The 16,896-nt window shown below is 27.0% G+C and carries 18 protein-coding genes; 2 read left to right on the top strand and 16 right to left on the bottom strand.

Translation table 11 applies throughout. From position 1 onward, the window contains the following. Nucleotides 1-170: 170 nt before the first annotated feature. From CHL78_RS16640 to CHL78_RS16625, 4 genes are all read right to left on the bottom strand, one after another. Nucleotides 171-2,171 carry a sensor histidine kinase gene (locus CHL78_RS16640; RefSeq protein WP_094369362.1) on the bottom strand — a complete coding sequence of 667 codons (2,001 nt, stop codon included), beginning with the start codon at nt 2,169-2,171 and terminating at the stop codon, nt 171-173. Next, nucleotides 2,146-2,844 (bottom strand): response regulator transcription factor, encoded by a 699-nt coding sequence (locus CHL78_RS16635; protein ID WP_094369361.1) that lies wholly within the window; start codon nt 2,842-2,844, stop codon nt 2,146-2,148. Before CHL78_RS16635 ends, CHL78_RS16640 begins: the two co-directional genes overlap by 26 nt. A gap of 222 nt (nt 2,845-3,066) precedes the next feature. Then, a complete protein-coding gene (locus CHL78_RS16630; protein ID WP_094369360.1) occupies nt 3,067-3,858 on the bottom strand; it encodes a DUF3226 domain-containing protein in 792 nt (263 codons plus the stop codon). Beyond that, a complete protein-coding gene (locus tag CHL78_RS16625; protein ID WP_094369359.1) occupies nt 3,858-4,880 on the bottom strand; it encodes an AAA family ATPase in 1,023 nt (340 codons plus the stop codon). The genes CHL78_RS16630 and CHL78_RS16625 overlap by 1 nt, the downstream gene beginning before the upstream one ends. Before the next feature lie 149 nt (nt 4,881-5,029). Between CHL78_RS16625 and CHL78_RS16620 the strand changes: the two genes are divergently transcribed. Further along, nucleotides 5,030-5,563 carry a GNAT family N-acetyltransferase gene (locus CHL78_RS16620; protein WP_094369358.1) on the top strand — a complete coding sequence of 178 codons (534 nt, stop codon included), beginning with the start codon at nt 5,030-5,032 and terminating at the stop codon, nt 5,561-5,563. 94 nt (nt 5,564-5,657) lie between these two features. Here CHL78_RS16620 and CHL78_RS16615 read toward each other — a convergent pair whose 3' ends face one another. From CHL78_RS16615 to CHL78_RS16570, 10 genes are all read right to left on the bottom strand, one after another. Beyond that, nucleotides 5,658-6,707 (bottom strand): hypothetical protein, encoded by a 1,050-nt coding sequence (locus tag CHL78_RS16615; protein WP_094369357.1) that lies wholly within the window; start codon nt 6,705-6,707, stop codon nt 5,658-5,660. Nucleotides 6,708-6,864: 157 nt separating this feature from the next. Further along, nucleotides 6,865-7,077, bottom strand: a complete 213-nt coding sequence (locus CHL78_RS16610) for a hypothetical protein (RefSeq protein WP_094369356.1) — start codon at nt 7,075-7,077, stop codon at nt 6,865-6,867. Nucleotides 7,078-7,282: 205 nt separating this feature from the next. Continuing rightward, a complete protein-coding gene (locus CHL78_RS16605) occupies nt 7,283-7,675 on the bottom strand; it encodes a DUF3887 domain-containing protein (protein WP_094369355.1) in 393 nt (130 codons plus the stop codon). 67 nt (nt 7,676-7,742) lie between these two features. Beyond that, nucleotides 7,743-9,047, bottom strand: coding sequence for a sensor histidine kinase (locus tag CHL78_RS16600; protein ID WP_094369354.1), 1,305 nt, complete (start codon nt 9,045-9,047; stop codon nt 7,743-7,745). After that, nucleotides 9,040-9,768 carry a LytR/AlgR family response regulator transcription factor gene (locus CHL78_RS16595; protein ID WP_094369353.1) on the bottom strand — a complete coding sequence of 243 codons (729 nt, stop codon included), beginning with the start codon at nt 9,766-9,768 and terminating at the stop codon, nt 9,040-9,042. Before CHL78_RS16595 ends, CHL78_RS16600 begins: the two co-directional genes overlap by 8 nt. A 154-nt stretch (nt 9,769-9,922) precedes the next feature. Further along, a complete protein-coding gene (locus CHL78_RS16590) occupies nt 9,923-10,684 on the bottom strand; it encodes a YdcF family protein (protein WP_094369352.1) in 762 nt (253 codons plus the stop codon). Nucleotides 10,685-10,883: 199 nt separating this feature from the next. Then, nucleotides 10,884-12,299 carry a cation:dicarboxylate symporter family transporter gene (locus CHL78_RS16585; RefSeq protein ID WP_243446468.1) on the bottom strand — a complete coding sequence of 472 codons (1,416 nt, stop codon included), beginning with the start codon at nt 12,297-12,299 and terminating at the stop codon, nt 10,884-10,886. A gap of 328 nt (nt 12,300-12,627) precedes the next feature. Further along, on the bottom strand, nt 12,628-12,999 hold the full coding sequence (locus tag CHL78_RS16580) for a hypothetical protein (RefSeq protein ID WP_094369082.1): 372 nt from the start codon (nt 12,997-12,999) through the stop codon (nt 12,628-12,630). Between the two features lie 57 nt (nt 13,000-13,056). Further along, entirely contained in the window at nt 13,057-13,782 is a 726-nt protein-coding gene (locus CHL78_RS16575; protein WP_094369081.1) for a M48 family metallopeptidase, read from the bottom strand. A 106-nt stretch (nt 13,783-13,888) separates the two neighbouring features. Then, nucleotides 13,889-14,713: a polysaccharide deacetylase family protein gene (locus CHL78_RS16570; RefSeq protein ID WP_094369080.1), complete on the bottom strand. Its 825-nt coding sequence runs from the start codon at nt 14,711-14,713 to the stop codon at nt 13,889-13,891. 259 nt (nt 14,714-14,972) lie between these two features. Between CHL78_RS16570 and CHL78_RS16565 the strand changes: the two genes are divergently transcribed. Then, nucleotides 14,973-15,581, top strand: a complete 609-nt coding sequence (locus tag CHL78_RS16565; protein ID WP_094369079.1) for a GH25 family lysozyme — start codon at nt 14,973-14,975, stop codon at nt 15,579-15,581. Nucleotides 15,582-15,658: 77 nt separating this feature from the next. Here CHL78_RS16565 and CHL78_RS16560 read toward each other — a convergent pair whose 3' ends face one another. Beyond that, on the bottom strand, nt 15,659-16,279 hold the full coding sequence (locus CHL78_RS16560; RefSeq protein ID WP_094369078.1) for a DUF3786 domain-containing protein: 621 nt from the start codon (nt 16,277-16,279) through the stop codon (nt 15,659-15,661). 37 nt (nt 16,280-16,316) lie between these two features. Continuing rightward, nucleotides 16,317-16,727, bottom strand: coding sequence for an immunoglobulin-like domain-containing protein (locus CHL78_RS16555; RefSeq protein ID WP_330408648.1), 411 nt, complete (start codon nt 16,725-16,727; stop codon nt 16,317-16,319). Nucleotides 16,728-16,896: the final 169 nt, after the last annotated feature.

Here is a 16,896-nt window from a genome sequence, read left to right as displayed (position 1 = left end):
TATAATAGCTCAAATTTTTCTACGTTATCTTTCATAATAACCCCCTATATTGTATATATAACTATGATAACAGTTTAAAATCGTAGTATCAATGTAAACTAAAAATAGAGCATACTTAAATTTATCTTTTAAAATCTAAATATACTCTATCTAAGCTTTTTTATAAGTTTTTATATTAAATCAAACTCTATAGTTACTATAAACATATCTCCTAAAATATCTATCTTCATATTTCCACCTTGAGCCTCTGCGAATCCCTTTGCTATAGCAAGTCCAAGCCCAGAACCTTCTGTATTTCTAGATAAATCTCCTCTAGTAAATCTTTCTGTGATTTCATCAGCATCAAAGTTTAGAGGATATTTTGAAATATTCTTAAGAATTATACAAGCTCGCCCTTCTTTATATACTAAATCAATATATACCCTAGTACCCTCTAATGAATACTTAAGTATATTTAAAATAAGATTTTCAAATACTCTAAAAGTTTTTCTTCCATCTGCCAAAATATATACTTCTTCTTGCGGTGTATTTATTATAAAATCAAGCTTTGATTCTTCTATAGATTCTTCCAGTTCTACAATACTTTGCATAAGTAGCTGATTAATATCATTTTCTTCTAAGTTCATCTCTATGTCATTGCTACTTACTTTGGATACTTCAAATAAATCATCAATTAAAACTTTTAATCTCTGAGATCTTTTATCAAGTACTGTTACATAGTCTTTCACATGTTCTGGATGAATATCTTCTTTTTTCATTAAACTTATGTAGTTTATTATAGCTGTAAGAGGAGTCTTTAAATCATGTGATACATTTGTTATAAGATCTGTCTTCATTCTCTCACTTTTTAATCTATATTCCACAGCTATATTTATTACTTCCCCTAAACCATTTATTTCTGTCGCAAGTTCTTTAAACATATCATTATCTACAACTTCTATTTTATAATCTAGCTTACCTCTTTTAAGCTCACTTACTCCATGCTGTATATCTACAACTTTATTAAGTCTTTTTATGATAAACATTCCTATAATCAGATTGCATATAATCATTCCTATAAGAGCAGATAAAAATTTACCGTGTCCTCCAATCCAGTCTAGGGCAAAGTGTGGCATTATCTGAAATTGATAATAATCTATATCTAAAGAGTATGCAAAGCATACTATTATCAATTGAGTCAGCATAAATAATACTAATAAAATACTTCCTTTAATTAATATAATCTTGTCGTCTATTTTTATATCTTTTTTACATAATCTTTTTAATATTATACTTCTACTATAAATATCCTCACGGCTTTTTGACTCTATGATAAGATTTATTAGATAGTAAATTTCAAAAAGTAAGAGTGTATATAGAGGAATAAATAAGTAATTATATCTATGTTTAATAATTGTTAAAAATAATAATATCACTATTAGTAGTAATGATTCTATGCTCAACAACCTTGTATTTTTAGATTTAACATTTGAATTATTATTTAATAAATTAATATTTTTCTTTTTTATATTCAAAAAATAAGTTAATAAGCTTATTATTATTACTACAGCTGCAAGAATCTTAGAACCTATAAAAAATATTGTTTTTATAGTAGAGTCTACATAATCATTGTATGCTGTATAAATTCCATCACTTACATTTAGATTTTTACTTTCCTTTATTTTCTCAATACTCGGTATTGCTATATAAGTAGTTACATCTTCTTTCCTATTATATACTGGAGATCCATAAACTTTTGGTGTATAGTTTACATTTTTATCATCTATTAATAAACTTGTATCATTATCCTTAAAGTTTAATTCCATAAAATATGGATACTTCTCTGTTTCTTTTCTAAAAGTATTTAAATCATTACTTTTTGTATTCGAATACGTTCTTTTGTTAGTATTATCCACTACAAATACATATGCACTCCTATACTCATTTAAAATAGCTTTAGCTGTTGATCTATAATTCAACATTTTTTTACTTGCACTATCTCCAACTACTGAATATACAGAGTTTGTACCTATTGTATATATTGATCTTTCAAGATGATAACTTTTATAAAAGCTAGTTGAAAAATCATATGAATAAAAACTTATTTCAGAAAATCTAAAACTAATTATAGCTACACAAAAACATATAATTAACGCTATTATATTTTTACTTCTTTTCAATCTTATATCCAACTCCCCACACCACCTTTATATATTTTGGTTCTTTAGGATTTATCTCTATTTTTTCCCTTATCCTTCTTATATGTACGGCAACTGTTCTATCACAGTTATATCCTGGCTCATCCCATACATTTTCATATACTTGCCTTGAAGAAAATACTCGTCCTTGATTTTTTAACAGAAGTTCTAGTATTTTATACTCTATTGGTGTAAGTCTGGCAATTTCATCATCTACAGTGACTTCTTTTTTTATATTATCAAGCACAAGTCCTTGGTTTCGTAATATATCTGTATCTTCTTGCTTGTGACTTCCAAGCTTTGTGTACCTTCTCAAGTGTGACTTTACCCTTGCCACTAGCTCCAGTGGATTAAATGGCTTTGTTATATAATCGTCTGCACCCATATTAAGCCCTATTATTTTATCAGTATCTTGTGATTTTGCCGATACTAGTATGATCGGTATATTTTTCTCTTCTCTTATTTTTAAAGTTGCACTAAGACCATCTAGCCTTGGCATCATTATATCCATTATTATTAAGTGGATATCTGTATCTATTAAAACATCTAATGCTTCTATACCATCATAAGCTTTATATACATTTAACCCCTCATTTTTCAAATGTATCTCTATTGATTTAACAATATCTTTATCATCATCAACTAATAATATATTTCCTTTTAACATATCTCTCACCTCGCTAATCATTATAACATTTTTCTACATTTTATTTAACGAATAGATATTGCTCTAGATATTATTATGGAGTATAAATTTTAAGAATTATGACCTAAATTATTAAGATTTTATTAAGATTGTCAATTTATTTTATAATTGAAACAATAAAAAAGACTATACAAGGATATAGTCTTTCTAGAAATAAGTATACTTTTACTTTATACTCTAATATTAAGCTAACGTATTTTTAATATATCTATATATACAATTCAAAGATTCACAGCTCTCTATAGTCTCTGAGGTTATCCATCTTCCACTAGTAATCAATACACTCATAGAAGAACCTGGAGCCTTCACATTTCCAGTACATGCTATGCGAGTCTTATCACATTTAGAATTTTCATCCCCCCACCTCTTCTTATATTCATCTGGTATTCTCGATAAAAACAAATCAACTTCATCAAGAAGTTCTCCATCTGTGTGCTCAATCGCCTGTAATAAAATTTCCTCAAGCCTTCCAGAATCTTTATTGTTTGGCATAACAAAAAAGCTTAAAGGTATCTTTATAAACTCCATATTTGTAAGAGACACAAATCCCTTCTCAAGTCTTTTTTTGCTAATTTCTAAATTGTGATCCTTGGGAAAACTCCACTTTATCAAATCATGTATTTTTTGATCTCTACCTTTAAGGTCTCCGTCACAAAAAATTACCACTTTATTTATATAATCAAGTTCATCCAGTCTAAATTTACTTATACAATTATCCAGGGTTTTTATCAACTTTGTTTCTCCATTTGCTGTAACAATACATAAGTTCTTATTATCCTTATAAAAAAAACTAGGCATATTGTTATATACTTCTAGATTATTTTTTTCAATTGGAAACTTATCCATAATCAAATTATCTAGAGGATAAACTATCTCATTGAAATTTTTCACATTTTTATAGTCTAATAATCTCAATATACTAGATAGAAGTGCTACATCGTGTGCACCTTCAACAATAAAAAGATAGTGATTCATTATCTTAAGTCACCACCTTCGTCTACAATAATCTCATAGACCTTATCTCCTGAAAATCTCCTAGAATATATTTGACCCTTAAATTCCTCTAGTCTATATACTGCCACCTGCTCTAAACCCTCATCAATAACATCTATTAGCGCACCCATTGCCTCTAGACTATGTGTAGTTACAATAATTTGAGTGTTATGCTCTTTGCTATTTTTTATTATTTCCTTAAATATCTTTGCTATAATATCTTTATGCATACCTGTTTCTACTTCATCTATAAGAAGTATTCCGTTTTCAGCATCTATAAGCTTAGATATTAAAATAATAGCTTTTTTAAAACCATCTCCATAGCTTCCAAGACTCATACTATTTTTATCAATAGTGCTTATATAGACCTCTCTATCTGATGTAAAATTAATATCTGTAATATTAGTATCAAATATTTTCAATACATCAATTAGTTTTTGTTTTTCACCTTTTTTAATGACTCTATCTATAGCCTCTATATAGCTCTCTTCTATATATGTATCAATTGGCATCATATATCCTATATTTAGTAGCTCAAACTGTTTTTTAGGTATACTAAAACTATCTTGATTTTCATTCATAATAAATACTTTACTTTGTTCATTAAAGTTATACTCTAACACAGTTCTATCGTAATTAGTTATTTTACTATCTTCATTTTTACTTATTCTTATAAACTGCTCTTCTTGACCATTTATACACAGACTGTTTAGTTTTCCATTTATCTCCATATCAACACATATTCCATTATCTAAGTCGCAATTATAAAACATCTCTTTTATTTTGTTGTACTTAATAGATTGTATATCATACTTTCTGCTTGCTCTCTTTAAATGAGCAACAAAATCAAATGGCTTTTCAAATAGTTCAATAGCTTCTAGGACTGTTGTTTTTTTAGAGTTGTTATCCCCCACTAATATATTTACAGCTTTCATATTTTCTAATTTAAGGTTTTGGATTCCCTTGAAGCTTTTTATAGTAATATCTTTAATATAATTTTGCATCAATACACCTCCCCTATAACTATTTTATTCATATATATTAAGAAAAAGCCCTCTATTCTTAACAGCTTCTTATAAATACTTGTTGTTGCGCTTTAAACTCTATATAGCTATAATTATATTTAAAGATTTGCTTACAAGGGGGAGTACCTATGCATAAGGTTACATTAAAAAATGGAACAGAAGTAACTATAAGAAAAGCTATAAAAGAAGATGCAAGACCAGTCGTTGCTTATCTAAATCATATCGGTGGAGAGAGTGACTTTCTTAGCTTTGGGAAAAATGAATTTGCTCTTTCAGTGGAGGATGAGGAGAAATATATAGAAAACCTAGATAAATCGTATAATTCTGCAATGTTTATAGCTATTATTGAAAATAATATAGTAGGTATAGTTTCTATATCATCTAATAATAAATCTAGAACTAAGCATGTTGGAACTCTAGGTATAAGTTTACTACAAAAATACTGGGGTATAGGGCTTGGAAGCGAGCTTATGTCATTTATCATAAACTGGTCAGAGTCTAATAAAATCACAAAAAAAATAAGCCTTTTAGTCAATGATGAAAATACTCGTGGTAAAGCATTATATAAAAAATACGGATTCGTAGAAGAAGGGTTTCTTAAGAATGATGTATATCTAAATGGTTCTTATCACGACACTATAATTATGGGTCTTATACTTTAAGTTTCTATTATATAAATAAATGGCAAACTTTAACAAATTTTGCCATTTATTTATATCTAATATACATTTTATTAATCTTTATATACTAATTATTCTAATTATTTATATCTTTACTTTTATAAGTCTTATAACAATGAACTAACTCTCTACTGTCGAATATGTACTTACCACTTATTTGAGTGTAGTATCTACTTGCTGAGTCATAAATTTCCTTTACTTTGCTGGTAATATTTTTATGATAATACCTAAGTTCTTTAAACTCTTTTTTAAGTTTATCAGCAGTCATCCAAATCTTATTAGAACTTATATCAGCTAACTTTATGTTTTCATATACTAAAGAGTTTTTCTGAGAGTATACGTATAGTTCTGCTAATATCTCTTGTAAATTTTCGTTTGTAAGGTCTGGTCTAAGTTTCTTATAACTTATTGCTCCCATACCATCTACACCCTTTTCATCTAATCTTTCTTGTTTTATAAGTGCATCTAATGGCTGCCTCTTTATATATACATAATAGGTATCTTCAAGTACATACTGGCCTCTATTATATTTTGCAGGTCTATAGATAACTAATATAGGACAGTAATTCCCTCCTATTTCTTCATTATTATAGTCACTTATTTCATCTTTATTTTTAATTGAAATATCTGTAGATATACCACCGTATCTAGATTTAGTTTTTAGTGAGTACATACTAGAAGTTGTAATATCATTTATTATTTCTTCTAAATAATCTCTATCTACAATATCATTGGTGTTATAAGAGCTATTTACATATTCATTTTTTAGATCTTCTCTTTTACTATTTATATCTTCTATATCTATTCCAAAATAAGGTGCTATTCTTTCAATTCTTGTCCCCATTTTATTTATATCTATATTCATAAATGGTAATATTTTATCTAGATTTTCCTCTGATTTTATCTTCATAAACTGATACCCAATAGAGCTAGCACTTACAGTGCTTTCATCATCGAATAAATATCTATTAATATCATCTTTAAGCTTATTTATATTTTTATATATTCTGATATAATCCTTTACTATAGTATTTTGATTTTTCAAATCACCAACGATATCTATAGGCACTTCTATATAAATATCATCTTCTTTTAAAAATATACTTGATGCTACTTTGCTGTTCATATACGCTTCTCCTTGATGTTTTTACCTATACTTCATTATACATATAAATAGAGGATTAATCTAGTATACAAGACTAATCCTCAGCTTTAATTTATAGCTCACATGCTTTTAATACCTCAATTATTTATAAATTATAAACCTACAATATAACTTTATTCTAATTATTATAAGCTATTATTCCTAAAGTTGCTCCTATCCCCATACCTATTATAATTCCTGCAAAAAATATTGGATGCTTTTCTATAGCATAAAGTACTTTTCCAATAGATTTTCCTAAAAATTCTCCTGCTGGTGTATCTTTACTTGACTCATATGTTGTTATTCTAATTATATAATACAGAATGAAGAAAAATATAATTATTCTAAGCATAATTTTAAAATCCCCCTTCTTTATAAAAAGTTTCCTTTTGTTACTAATAGTATATTCTAAATTTTTCAAATGTTTTATCATTTTAATAATTTGATATGATTTTTTACTCTACAAAATTCACCATTTATAATGCTAACTATATAAAAATAAAAACGTACACCTGTATATTGTAAGTGTACGTTTTACATTTATGAATAATTTTTTATTATTTTAAATATAGCGCTTCTAATTGCATCTCCTCATTATAGGTAATTGTAAATTGAGCTTTTCCACCTTCAAAGTCTGCTACCACAACTACAGTAGCAAGATTATCATTTCCTACTACAACTTCTTTCGAAATCTTCTTGAATGCTCCTAGCTTTTCCTTCATTGGATTCCATACTTCTTTAATCTGCTCTACAGATATTGAAGTTGCGATCTTATCACTCATCCTCGCTATTACATCATCAAATTTTTCTTCATCTATCATAGCTACAATTTCCTTAGAGTCAGCTTTTAATTTTTCTTCATCGTAAGCATCACTAAGTTTGTTATTACTACATCCTGCTAGCATAGCCCCTACAACAAACATTAATATTAATACCTTTAAATTCTTCATAATTTCTCTCCCCACTTTTTAATTAAATATTTTGCATAAAATCTTTTTATAATATTTGTTCTTAAAACTATATAGGTATAACTATGTTAACTTTAAATTCTTCATCTGTATAATCGATTAACATAGTTCCTTCATACTTCTCCAAGGCCTTTTTTATATTTTCAATACCAAGACCTTCATGTCTTTCTTTAGTACTTTTAAATCTCTTACCTTTTTTTATAGGCTTATCAACCATGGAATTACTTATATTTATAACAATAAAATCATTAAACTTATCAATATCAAGCTTAATAAAAGAATTTATTTCTACTTTAATAGCTGCATCTATAGCATTATCTAATAAATTAGCAAATATAGTAGTTATATCTATATCTTTAATAAACTTTAAATCTACATCTCCAATTCTACATTCTATATTAGTAGATCTACTTTTAACTTTTTCAAATTTATCGTTTAAAATAATATTTAAGACCTTATTACTAGAATAATACTTCTGATTAAGTTCATTTAACATTTTATGTATATCATTTGTATATATTTTGCCAGTTTCGATGTTATTAGTATTGTAAAGTTCTTCAATTGAGTTTAAATGATTTCTAATATCATGAATTAATTTCCTAGAATCTTGATATTTACGTTCTAAGTTATCATAATAACTTAGCTGAAGTTCTGCCTGTTGATGATATAAATTAATTTCATTTTTTAGTGTGTTATTTTTTGATATATTATCAAAAATATATGTAACATATAAATTTAAATACAGTATCAAAGTAATATTTATAAGAAACCAAAATATCTCCCAAAATCCAGCATATATTTGTAAATTCAAGACTAGAGTAAATATAAATACTACACTAAATGCAGGCAAAACTAAAAAATTAATTAGTTGAAGTTTTGTTACTGTTACTGCCTTACGTTTATTAATGAAAGCTATAAATAATTTTATAAACATATACTCTATTACTCTTAGCAATATTACAATTACAATTTGCATATATGAGACACTTACAAAATATATTCCAGATAAAGAAATTATCAAACTCAGAGCATATGCAACAAGCATATCACCCAATAAAAAACATATAGCAAATACAAAATAATAAAGTAAATATATCTTTGTATTATTGTATAAAAAATGCCCAATAGCTACCAGTCCACCTACTACTGCTATTGTATTTAATAAAATATTACCAGACATTGATGTCCCTGTTATCAAAGATATGTATATTATATATACTAAAATATAATATACTTTATTTTTGTATCTATTCCTACCTACTTTACTCATAAAATCAAAACAAGTATAAATAATGAATAAATTTCCGATAATTGGTAATATAATAAATGCAACTATTTCAATTATTTTATCCATGACTTTTATCCTTTCTACCTTTATCAATATGAGTGCTTAAATAAATATTAAGACCATTTCTAAATTGTGTAGACTTTTTTTGAGAAAGTGGAACTATACTTCCATCCATCATGTATATATCATATCCTTTTACAGATTTCACATTATATAAATTAACGACAAAACTTTTATGTGGCATTAAAAATCCATATTTAAGCATATCATTACCTATATCTGATATTTTTTCTTTTATAATGTGATCTTCATCTATAGTCTTCATTATGACTTTCCTAGATTGATACTCAAAATAGTATATTTTATTTAAGTCTATCCTAACTACTCCCTCATCAGTTATGAATTCTATAAGTTCTTCAACATCTTCTTCCATATAAGAAAGCGCTTCATCTAGTTGATGATATACTTCTTCTCTATCAACTGGTTTTACAAGATAACCAAATGCATGAACACCAAATGCTGATGAAGTATAGTCTGTATAATTTGTAATGTAAATAATTTTCACCTTTTTATCATACTTTCTTATTATCTTAGCTGTCTCTATTCCATTGATGCCACCCATATCTATATCTAAAAATATAATATCAAAAGTTTCATCGTCTTTCAGTAATTCTTCTCCACTCTTATAAGCTTTGATCACTAAATCTTTTCTCTTATATCCATTTACTATTTCTTTAGTTCTGTTTAAAATCTTTAAGTCATCATCACATATTGCAACTTTTATCATAATCACCTATTCCCCATCTTTGTATATTACTTACTTTAGTATAACTTTCACAAAATAAAATATCAATAATACTGCATAATATATGGAAATTCATACATAAAATACAGAAAAAGTATTTTGGATTAAATTAAACTAAAATGCTTTTTCTGTATTTCTATTTATATTTAAAAGTTCTAATAGTATCTATTATTAATGTTGGATACTCTCTTATCATATAATTTACCCTTATCTTAATTGGAGTAGATGATGCTAGTCCTTCATTTTTTAATCCTAAAATATCCGCAATAATCATCGCTCTATACAAATGAAATTCATTAGTTACTATAAGTATTTTTTTATCTAAATCATTTCTACTTATTAATATATCTTTGGCAAACCTTATATTTTCTAATGTACTAGTGGCTTTATCTTCTTTAATAATATTACCTGGATTAACTCCATTTTCTACAAGATATCTGTGCATTGCCTCTGCTTCTGATATAATCTCACCCTCACTTTGACCACCAGATACGATAATATTTACTGCTTTATTATTTTCATAGTATTTAATAGCTTGATCTAGTCTAGACTGCAAAGTTTTTCCCACTTTTTCTCCATCAATACCAGCTCCAAGGACTACTACATAATCTAACTTTTCTATATCTTTTATTTCTTTAAATTGATGAATATTAAATATTAAAAGTCCTTCAATAATAATAAAGGATACAACAAATATGATAACTAAAATTTGATATACTCTAGCTAGTAATTGTATCCATCTTTCATTTCTTTTTATCATAAACTTTCTTATAAAATATACCGAACATATCATCCATATAGTAGTTACTATAAATATCGCCGAAAAGTTAACTCCATTTATAGAAATTATATATGTACTAAATAAAATCAACCCTATTATTAAGTAACTATTTTTCATATCTTAACCCTGTCTCCATATCTATTAATTTAGCTTTATACTATAAAATAAGACTATACATTATTATATCATGAAGAATAATAAGGAGGTATTGTATATAATTAATCATAAATTAAATAAAAAACCTCATTAATAATCATATTACTTATGACTATTAATGAGGTTTTGCAATCCCATAGTGGGAATTATTTACTTAATATTAAGCAGTCTTTTCTGTAGAATCTTCAACTCTAACTTTTCCGTTGAATATATCTTTGTTTACTTTTCCTACAGAGTTACCAACAGATATTGCTGCTGCAGATGCTCCATTTACGTTTATCATAGTTCTACCCATATCTAATATTGGATCTATTGCTAATATTCCAGCTGCTAATGGGAAGTGAGCTCCAAGACCTACACCTGATAACACTACTGATACAGCCATTGTAGCAGTACCTGGAAGACCAGCTATACCTAATGAACTTATAGTTATAACTACTAATAACATTACGTAGAAGCTTATATCCATTGTCACATTAGCCATGTTAGCTATTGTAACTGCCATTAATGCAGGATATATACCAGCACATCCGTTCATACCCATGTTTGCACCTAAACTTGCTGTAAAACTTGACACAGACTCATCAACACCTTGCTTCTTAACTAGCGTATCTACAGTTACAGGTAATGTACCTAAACTTGAACGAGAAGTGAAAGCTAATAATAATGGTTCTGTAGCATTTTTGATGTAAGTCATAGGGTTTAATCCATTTGCAGCTATTATTGCTAAATGTATAACAAATAATATTGCAACTGATATATAAAGTGCCGCTACAAATTGTACAACAGATATCATAGATGATAATCCACGAGCTGTTAATGTATTTGCAAGCATCGCTACTACTGCGTATGGCATAAACTTGATTACAGTCATTGCTACACTTACTATTATCTTATAGAATGCTTCAACTAAATCAACAAATGGCTTTATTAATTCAGAATACTTCTTGTTTAATCTCTTAACTGCAAGTCCTAAGAACGTTGCAAATATTATTATTGCTACTATATTTCCATCTGCCATAGACGCTACAGGATTTGATGGTAATAATCCTCTTAACGTATCTACTAGCGGAGTTACTTCTCTTATTTCAGCAGTAGCTTCAACTAATACTTCAGCTCCTACACCTAACTTCATAACATTACCTACTACTATACCAACTATTGCAGCTAAAGCAGTAGTTCCAAGTAACATACCTAAAGATCTAAATGTAATTGTTTTTAAATCATCACCTTCACCCATATTGATGATAACTCTTAATATTGAAACAAATACCATTGGTACAACTAACATCTTTAATAAATCCATGAACCCTGAACCAAATAACCCATACCACTTAGATACCTCTTGTAACCAAGTTACTTGAGAAGGATCTTCTGGAAGTCCTGCTACTAATTGTATTATTACCCCTAATATTAATCCTATAATTGTTGCATAAATTGTTCTTGTTGAAAACTTAACCTTTTTCTTTTCAAATTGCTTAACAATGAAAAATGTTCCTATTAGTAACGCTATAAAAAGAACTGTTTTTACATCAGTTACCATAAGGAATTGTGATAAGAATGAACTTTCTCCCATGTTGATCTCCTCTTTTGTTATTTTATAATATTTTATAAATGCATTATACTAGCAAAGCTTTTCTTAACTAGTATCTCCTTGCCCTTACAAATATCATGATATATTATTAACAATTATAAGTCAACATCATTTTTGTATTTTTTTAAGTTTTTTTGTAATTTTTTCTTTTTTTATAAAGTTTTTACAAAATAGAACATTATATTCATTACTAAAATATAGTTTTTGCCTATGATACTACATCACTTATTTTAATTTTCAAACTATTCTTCAAGACACTCAATGTTGATAGTATTATACTTACAGTTATTACTTTCACGGATACCATATATTAAGTTTCAGAATTTTTCTTTCTAACTTTCCTTTTAACTTTTCTTATACATTTTTTCTTCTTAGATTTTCTAGATAAAGTGCCTGCAATCACAGCACCTGCATTACTTGCAGATTCTGCCCCTGCTATATCTTCTTCATTATTTTGAGCTTGCCTTGCATTAAGAATTCCACGCTTAGTTCTAAGTATAGCTAAGTCAGATACAATCATTCCAAAAAAAGCTATCAAAATATCTAGATCTTCATCTTGAAGCTCTTCTGCAATTGCAAAAGATAGTGTAGAGGATAGAAGTATAAAATCAGCATAACTTATAGATGCTAAATTTAAAGAACTATCTTTATTTGTTTGATAATTATTATTACTATTATCCATAACTACACCTCCTTTACAATACTATTTTTACTATAACTATTATATGCACGTATATACTTATAAAATTAACTTATAACTATTTTCTTTAAGCCACTTAACTTCTTTTTTATAATCGGGCATTATTCTTTCTACTAAACCATAAAATTCCTTCGAGTGATTCATATGAACTAAATGGCAAAACTCATGTATTATAATATAATCTATTGATCCTATCCTAGCCATAGATATTTTCGAATTTATGTATATATCTTTATTAGAAGTGCAGGTTCCCCATCTTTTCTTTTGTTCTTTTACTTTTACAGCATAAGGCGTTAAGTTATTCATTATTTCTGATTTCTTTTTACAGTGTTGTATCCTATCTGATACAATTTTTTGACTTTCTCTTTTGTACCACCACTGTAAAATCGATTTTATCGATTTTGGATTAGTATTCTTACTTTTAACAATTAATTTATTTCCCTTTATATCTACTTCTTGTACTTGACTTTGTATAATTTCTAGGTAATATTCTTCCCCTAAGTAGTAATACTTTTCTCCATTTTGATAAAGTCTATCAAAATTACTATAGTCTTTATCTTTGTATTCATGTAATTTTTGTAATATCCACTCTCTTTTTTTGATTAGTATATCTTCTAATACTTTTAATGGTACTTCTTGAGGACTTATTAGCGTAATATTATATTTTGGTTCTATTTTTAGAGTAATAGTCTTTCTTTTTCTATATATAACATTTACTTCTATTTCTGTATCTTTGTATTTAACTTTTAATTTATTATTTGCCAATCATTACACAACCTTTGTATTTTTAATATTATATCTAAATTTATTTCTATTTCCTGGGTAATTATATGCCCTCTTTATTATACAAATAATTGTATTTAAAACTCAATTATTTATATAAATTATTTGACCAAAAATTTTGAGGTATCTGATTTTGATCTATCGTCTTAAATTCATAACCTTGATTTGATAAGTAGTCTAGAATTTCACCTAGGCACTCTACTGTTTGCTGTTTTTCATGAATAAGCACAATTATTTCATCTTTATTCTCTGAATTAATCTTTACATTTTCAATGATTTGATTAGGATTTAACTTCCAGTCTTGTGTATCTATATTCCAGTCCCATATTCTATATCCACAATTGATTAAATCATTATACACTTCACAAGGAGTATACGGTTTACTTCCATAAGGTAACCTAATAAGTTTTGATGTTTCCCCTGTTATATTAAAAAATGTATCTTGATTTACTTCGAATTCTTTTCTTGCAGATGCTCCATTTTTGTATAATTCATGTATATCATGAGATACACCATGAAAGCCGGCTTTATTACCATTATTAATAATATTATTTACTTTATCAGGGTATCTCTTCATATTATTTTCTAATAAAAAGAACGTAGCCTTAGCATTATACTTTTCTAAGATATCAATAATTTCATCAGTATATCTAGATGGACCGTCATCTACAGTTATATATACAATTTTATTATCAATACTACTTGGACCTTTTTCTATTTTAGCTAGATTTTTATTCATCATTTCAGTGATAGTAATATTTGAAGAATTTCTTTCTCTATAATTCTCATAATTATTTAAGGAATATCCATACCTAATATTTATAGTTGAAATAACAGCTGAAATTGATACTATTATTGAACCTACAATTAAAATTACTTTTCTTTTACTGCATAATTTAAACTTTTTGCCCATGATTATCCTCCTATGTCTTATTTCTCTACAAAAAGTATAAGTATTTGTTCTTTTTTTACATCATTTATAGTATTAGTCAAATTTTTTCTTTTATCACTGCCTAATTTAAATTAAAAAAATTAATTTGGTATAATATTTTAAATAACTTGATAAATGTTAAATTTATGCTATCTTATAAATATTTGTGGTCATTTTTGTAGCAAAAACCATAATATATTATTAGCCAAACTTTTTCATTTTTTAAGGAAGGACATTGTTTATGCAAAATAATAATTTAAAAAACTTAACAGGTATTAATATATCTAAGTTAAATAGTTATATTGACTTTGAAAAGATAAAAAAAAGAAATATTGATATTGTATATATAAAAGCAACTGAGGGACATGTATATATAGATCCATGTTTTGAAATAAATGCACTGAATGCAAATAAATCATCTTTATTGGTAGGTTTTTATCATGTCTTTAGACCATCTACTGAGGAACTTGCATTTAAGCAGGCTAGGCATTTTGTTAATACTATAAAAAACTATCCGTGCGACTGTAAGGTTGCATTGAATATTGAAAATGCGAGTAATTTAACTTCATCTAAAATAACTACTCTTTGTAATATTTTCCTAAATGAGATTAAGAATCTTAGCAATCTAGATGGAGTTATATACACGACAACAAATTTTATTGAAAGAAACCTCAAAAAATCTTTAAGCATGTATCCACTTTGGGTAATTCAAGAAACAAATCGTAGTTTTATCGACAACGGCATATGGAATAGTTGGATTGGGTATCAGTATTTTGACAAAAAAGTTATTGACGGCTTAACTGGCCACGCGTATTTAAGTGATTTTACTTCTGAAATTCTCCTATCTTAATAAAAAATTTTTAATCCAATATTTTTTACAAAAATAAAATAGGTTGCTTATAATTATATAGGCAACCTTAACTACTACTATTCCTGTATTTTTTTCCTAATAATATCTATAGCTAAACCAGGGCATACTGCTAAGTCCTCTGCATTAAAATATTGTATAGCATTGGCATCCATTAATACATTAGATCTTTGTTCAAATTCATCATCTTTAAACCATAATATAAAAATCATATATGTATTTCCAATGTACCTAAATTTGTATGCAAGATCTCCCATACTTATTCTTTCTGCCTGTATGCTGTCCATAAATTGCTTATATTTATCAATACAACATTCGAATTCTAGCGCTAACCTATCTATTATAGTTTTTTTATAATTAGGGTAAAATACATGCCCTCCAGGAACTTCTTTGTATGAAATATATCTATCTACAGGTGGTTCTCCTGTTGAATTTATCAGATATCTGATAATAATAATTTTTAAACTTAAGTTAGTACAGATACTTCCATCATTATTATATATCTCTCCATCAGGATAATTTACATAATAAATATCACCTAGAAAATCTACTGTAAACATACTTTTACTTTTATCAAAATCTATTCCACTTAACTTACTAATGGTTTTGAGATTTATAAGTTTTAATTTTTCTCTTGCGTAATTAAAAGGTACGTTATAATTACTTTGTTTATTGACCATTTTCTACTCCTATTTATACTTAGAATTTACATACTTGTTACTTTAGCTTAAATTCAGCAGCTAACATGGCATCTCCAACTTGTTTAATTATCCTATACTTACCTTTTTTTAGATTGATATTAATATTATCAAGACTTATTTCATGGGTGTTTGTCTTATTAGGACCTAGTATTATACCAATATCTGTAAAGGATGCATCATCTGTAAATGGAACTTCATACCAAATATTATTTTTTAAATACTCTATCTCATATGCTTCTCCATAATACAATTCTTCTGATGTATTGTTCTTTATATTAATTGTAATTTTCTTATCACCTAATAAATAAGATTTCTCTGATATGTACATTGTCACGTCCTTAGAAGTATTAAGCTGTTTATTATCAGTATTGGATTTGTTTAGATCCGTGCATCCCACTACAAAAATGGATATTATACATAAAATCATTGCAATATATCTTTTGATAAAAAATCCCCCCTACTATTTTTTATTAATAATATTCAATTTCTACAATTTTTCCTAAATCAATTAATACTTCTCTCAATTTATCAATAACATACATTTTTATACTTAGTTCATTTGGAAAAGATGGATTTTGATGTGCAGGATTAATAGC

Origin of the sequence: Romboutsia weinsteinii (genome assembly GCF_002250835.2) — a bacterium.
GTDB lineage: Bacteria > Bacillota > Clostridia > Peptostreptococcales > Peptostreptococcaceae > Romboutsia_A > Romboutsia_A weinsteinii.
This window is presented reverse-complemented; position numbering and strand designations above follow the sequence as displayed.

Coding starts and splice junctions, on each gene's coding strand:
- CHL78_RS16635 (WP_094369361.1), bottom strand. CDS start 2,844: ATGTTAAAAGGAAATATATTATTAGTTGATGATGATAAAGATATTGTT.
- CHL78_RS16580 (WP_094369082.1), bottom strand. CDS start 12,999: ATGGATAATAGTAATAATAATTATCAAACAAATAAAGATAGTTCTTTA.
- CHL78_RS16570 (WP_094369080.1), bottom strand. CDS start 14,713: ATGGGCAAAAAGTTTAAATTATGCAGTAAAAGAAAAGTAATTTTAATT.
- CHL78_RS16565 (WP_094369079.1), top strand. CDS start 14,973: ATGCAAAATAATAATTTAAAAAACTTAACAGGTATTAATATATCTAAG.
- CHL78_RS16555 (WP_330408648.1), bottom strand. CDS start 16,727: ATGATTTTATGTATAATATCCATTTTTGTAGTGGGATGCACGGATCTA.
- CHL78_RS16590 (WP_094369352.1), bottom strand. CDS start 10,684: ATGAAAAATAGTTACTTAATAATAGGGTTGATTTTATTTAGTACATAT.
- CHL78_RS16625 (WP_094369359.1), bottom strand. CDS start 4,880: ATGCAAAATTATATTAAAGATATTACTATAAAAAGCTTCAAGGGAATC.
- CHL78_RS16620 (WP_094369358.1), top strand. CDS start 5,030: ATGCATAAGGTTACATTAAAAAATGGAACAGAAGTAACTATAAGAAAA.
- CHL78_RS16605 (WP_094369355.1), bottom strand. CDS start 7,675: ATGAAGAATTTAAAGGTATTAATATTAATGTTTGTTGTAGGGGCTATG.
- CHL78_RS16595 (WP_094369353.1), bottom strand. CDS start 9,768: ATGATAAAAGTTGCAATATGTGATGATGACTTAAAGATTTTAAACAGA.
- CHL78_RS16585 (WP_243446468.1), bottom strand. CDS start 12,299: ATGGGAGAAAGTTCATTCTTATCACAATTCCTTATGGTAACTGATGTA.
- CHL78_RS16600 (WP_094369354.1), bottom strand. CDS start 9,047: ATGGATAAAATAATTGAAATAGTTGCATTTATTATATTACCAATTATC.
- CHL78_RS16615 (WP_094369357.1), bottom strand. CDS start 6,707: ATGAACAGCAAAGTAGCATCAAGTATATTTTTAAAAGAAGATGATATT.
- CHL78_RS16560 (WP_094369078.1), bottom strand. CDS start 16,279: ATGGTCAATAAACAAAGTAATTATAACGTACCTTTTAATTACGCAAGA.
- CHL78_RS16610 (WP_094369356.1), bottom strand. CDS start 7,077: ATGCTTAGAATAATTATATTTTTCTTCATTCTGTATTATATAATTAGA.
- CHL78_RS16630 (WP_094369360.1), bottom strand. CDS start 3,858: ATGAATCACTATCTTTTTATTGTTGAAGGTGCACACGATGTAGCACTT.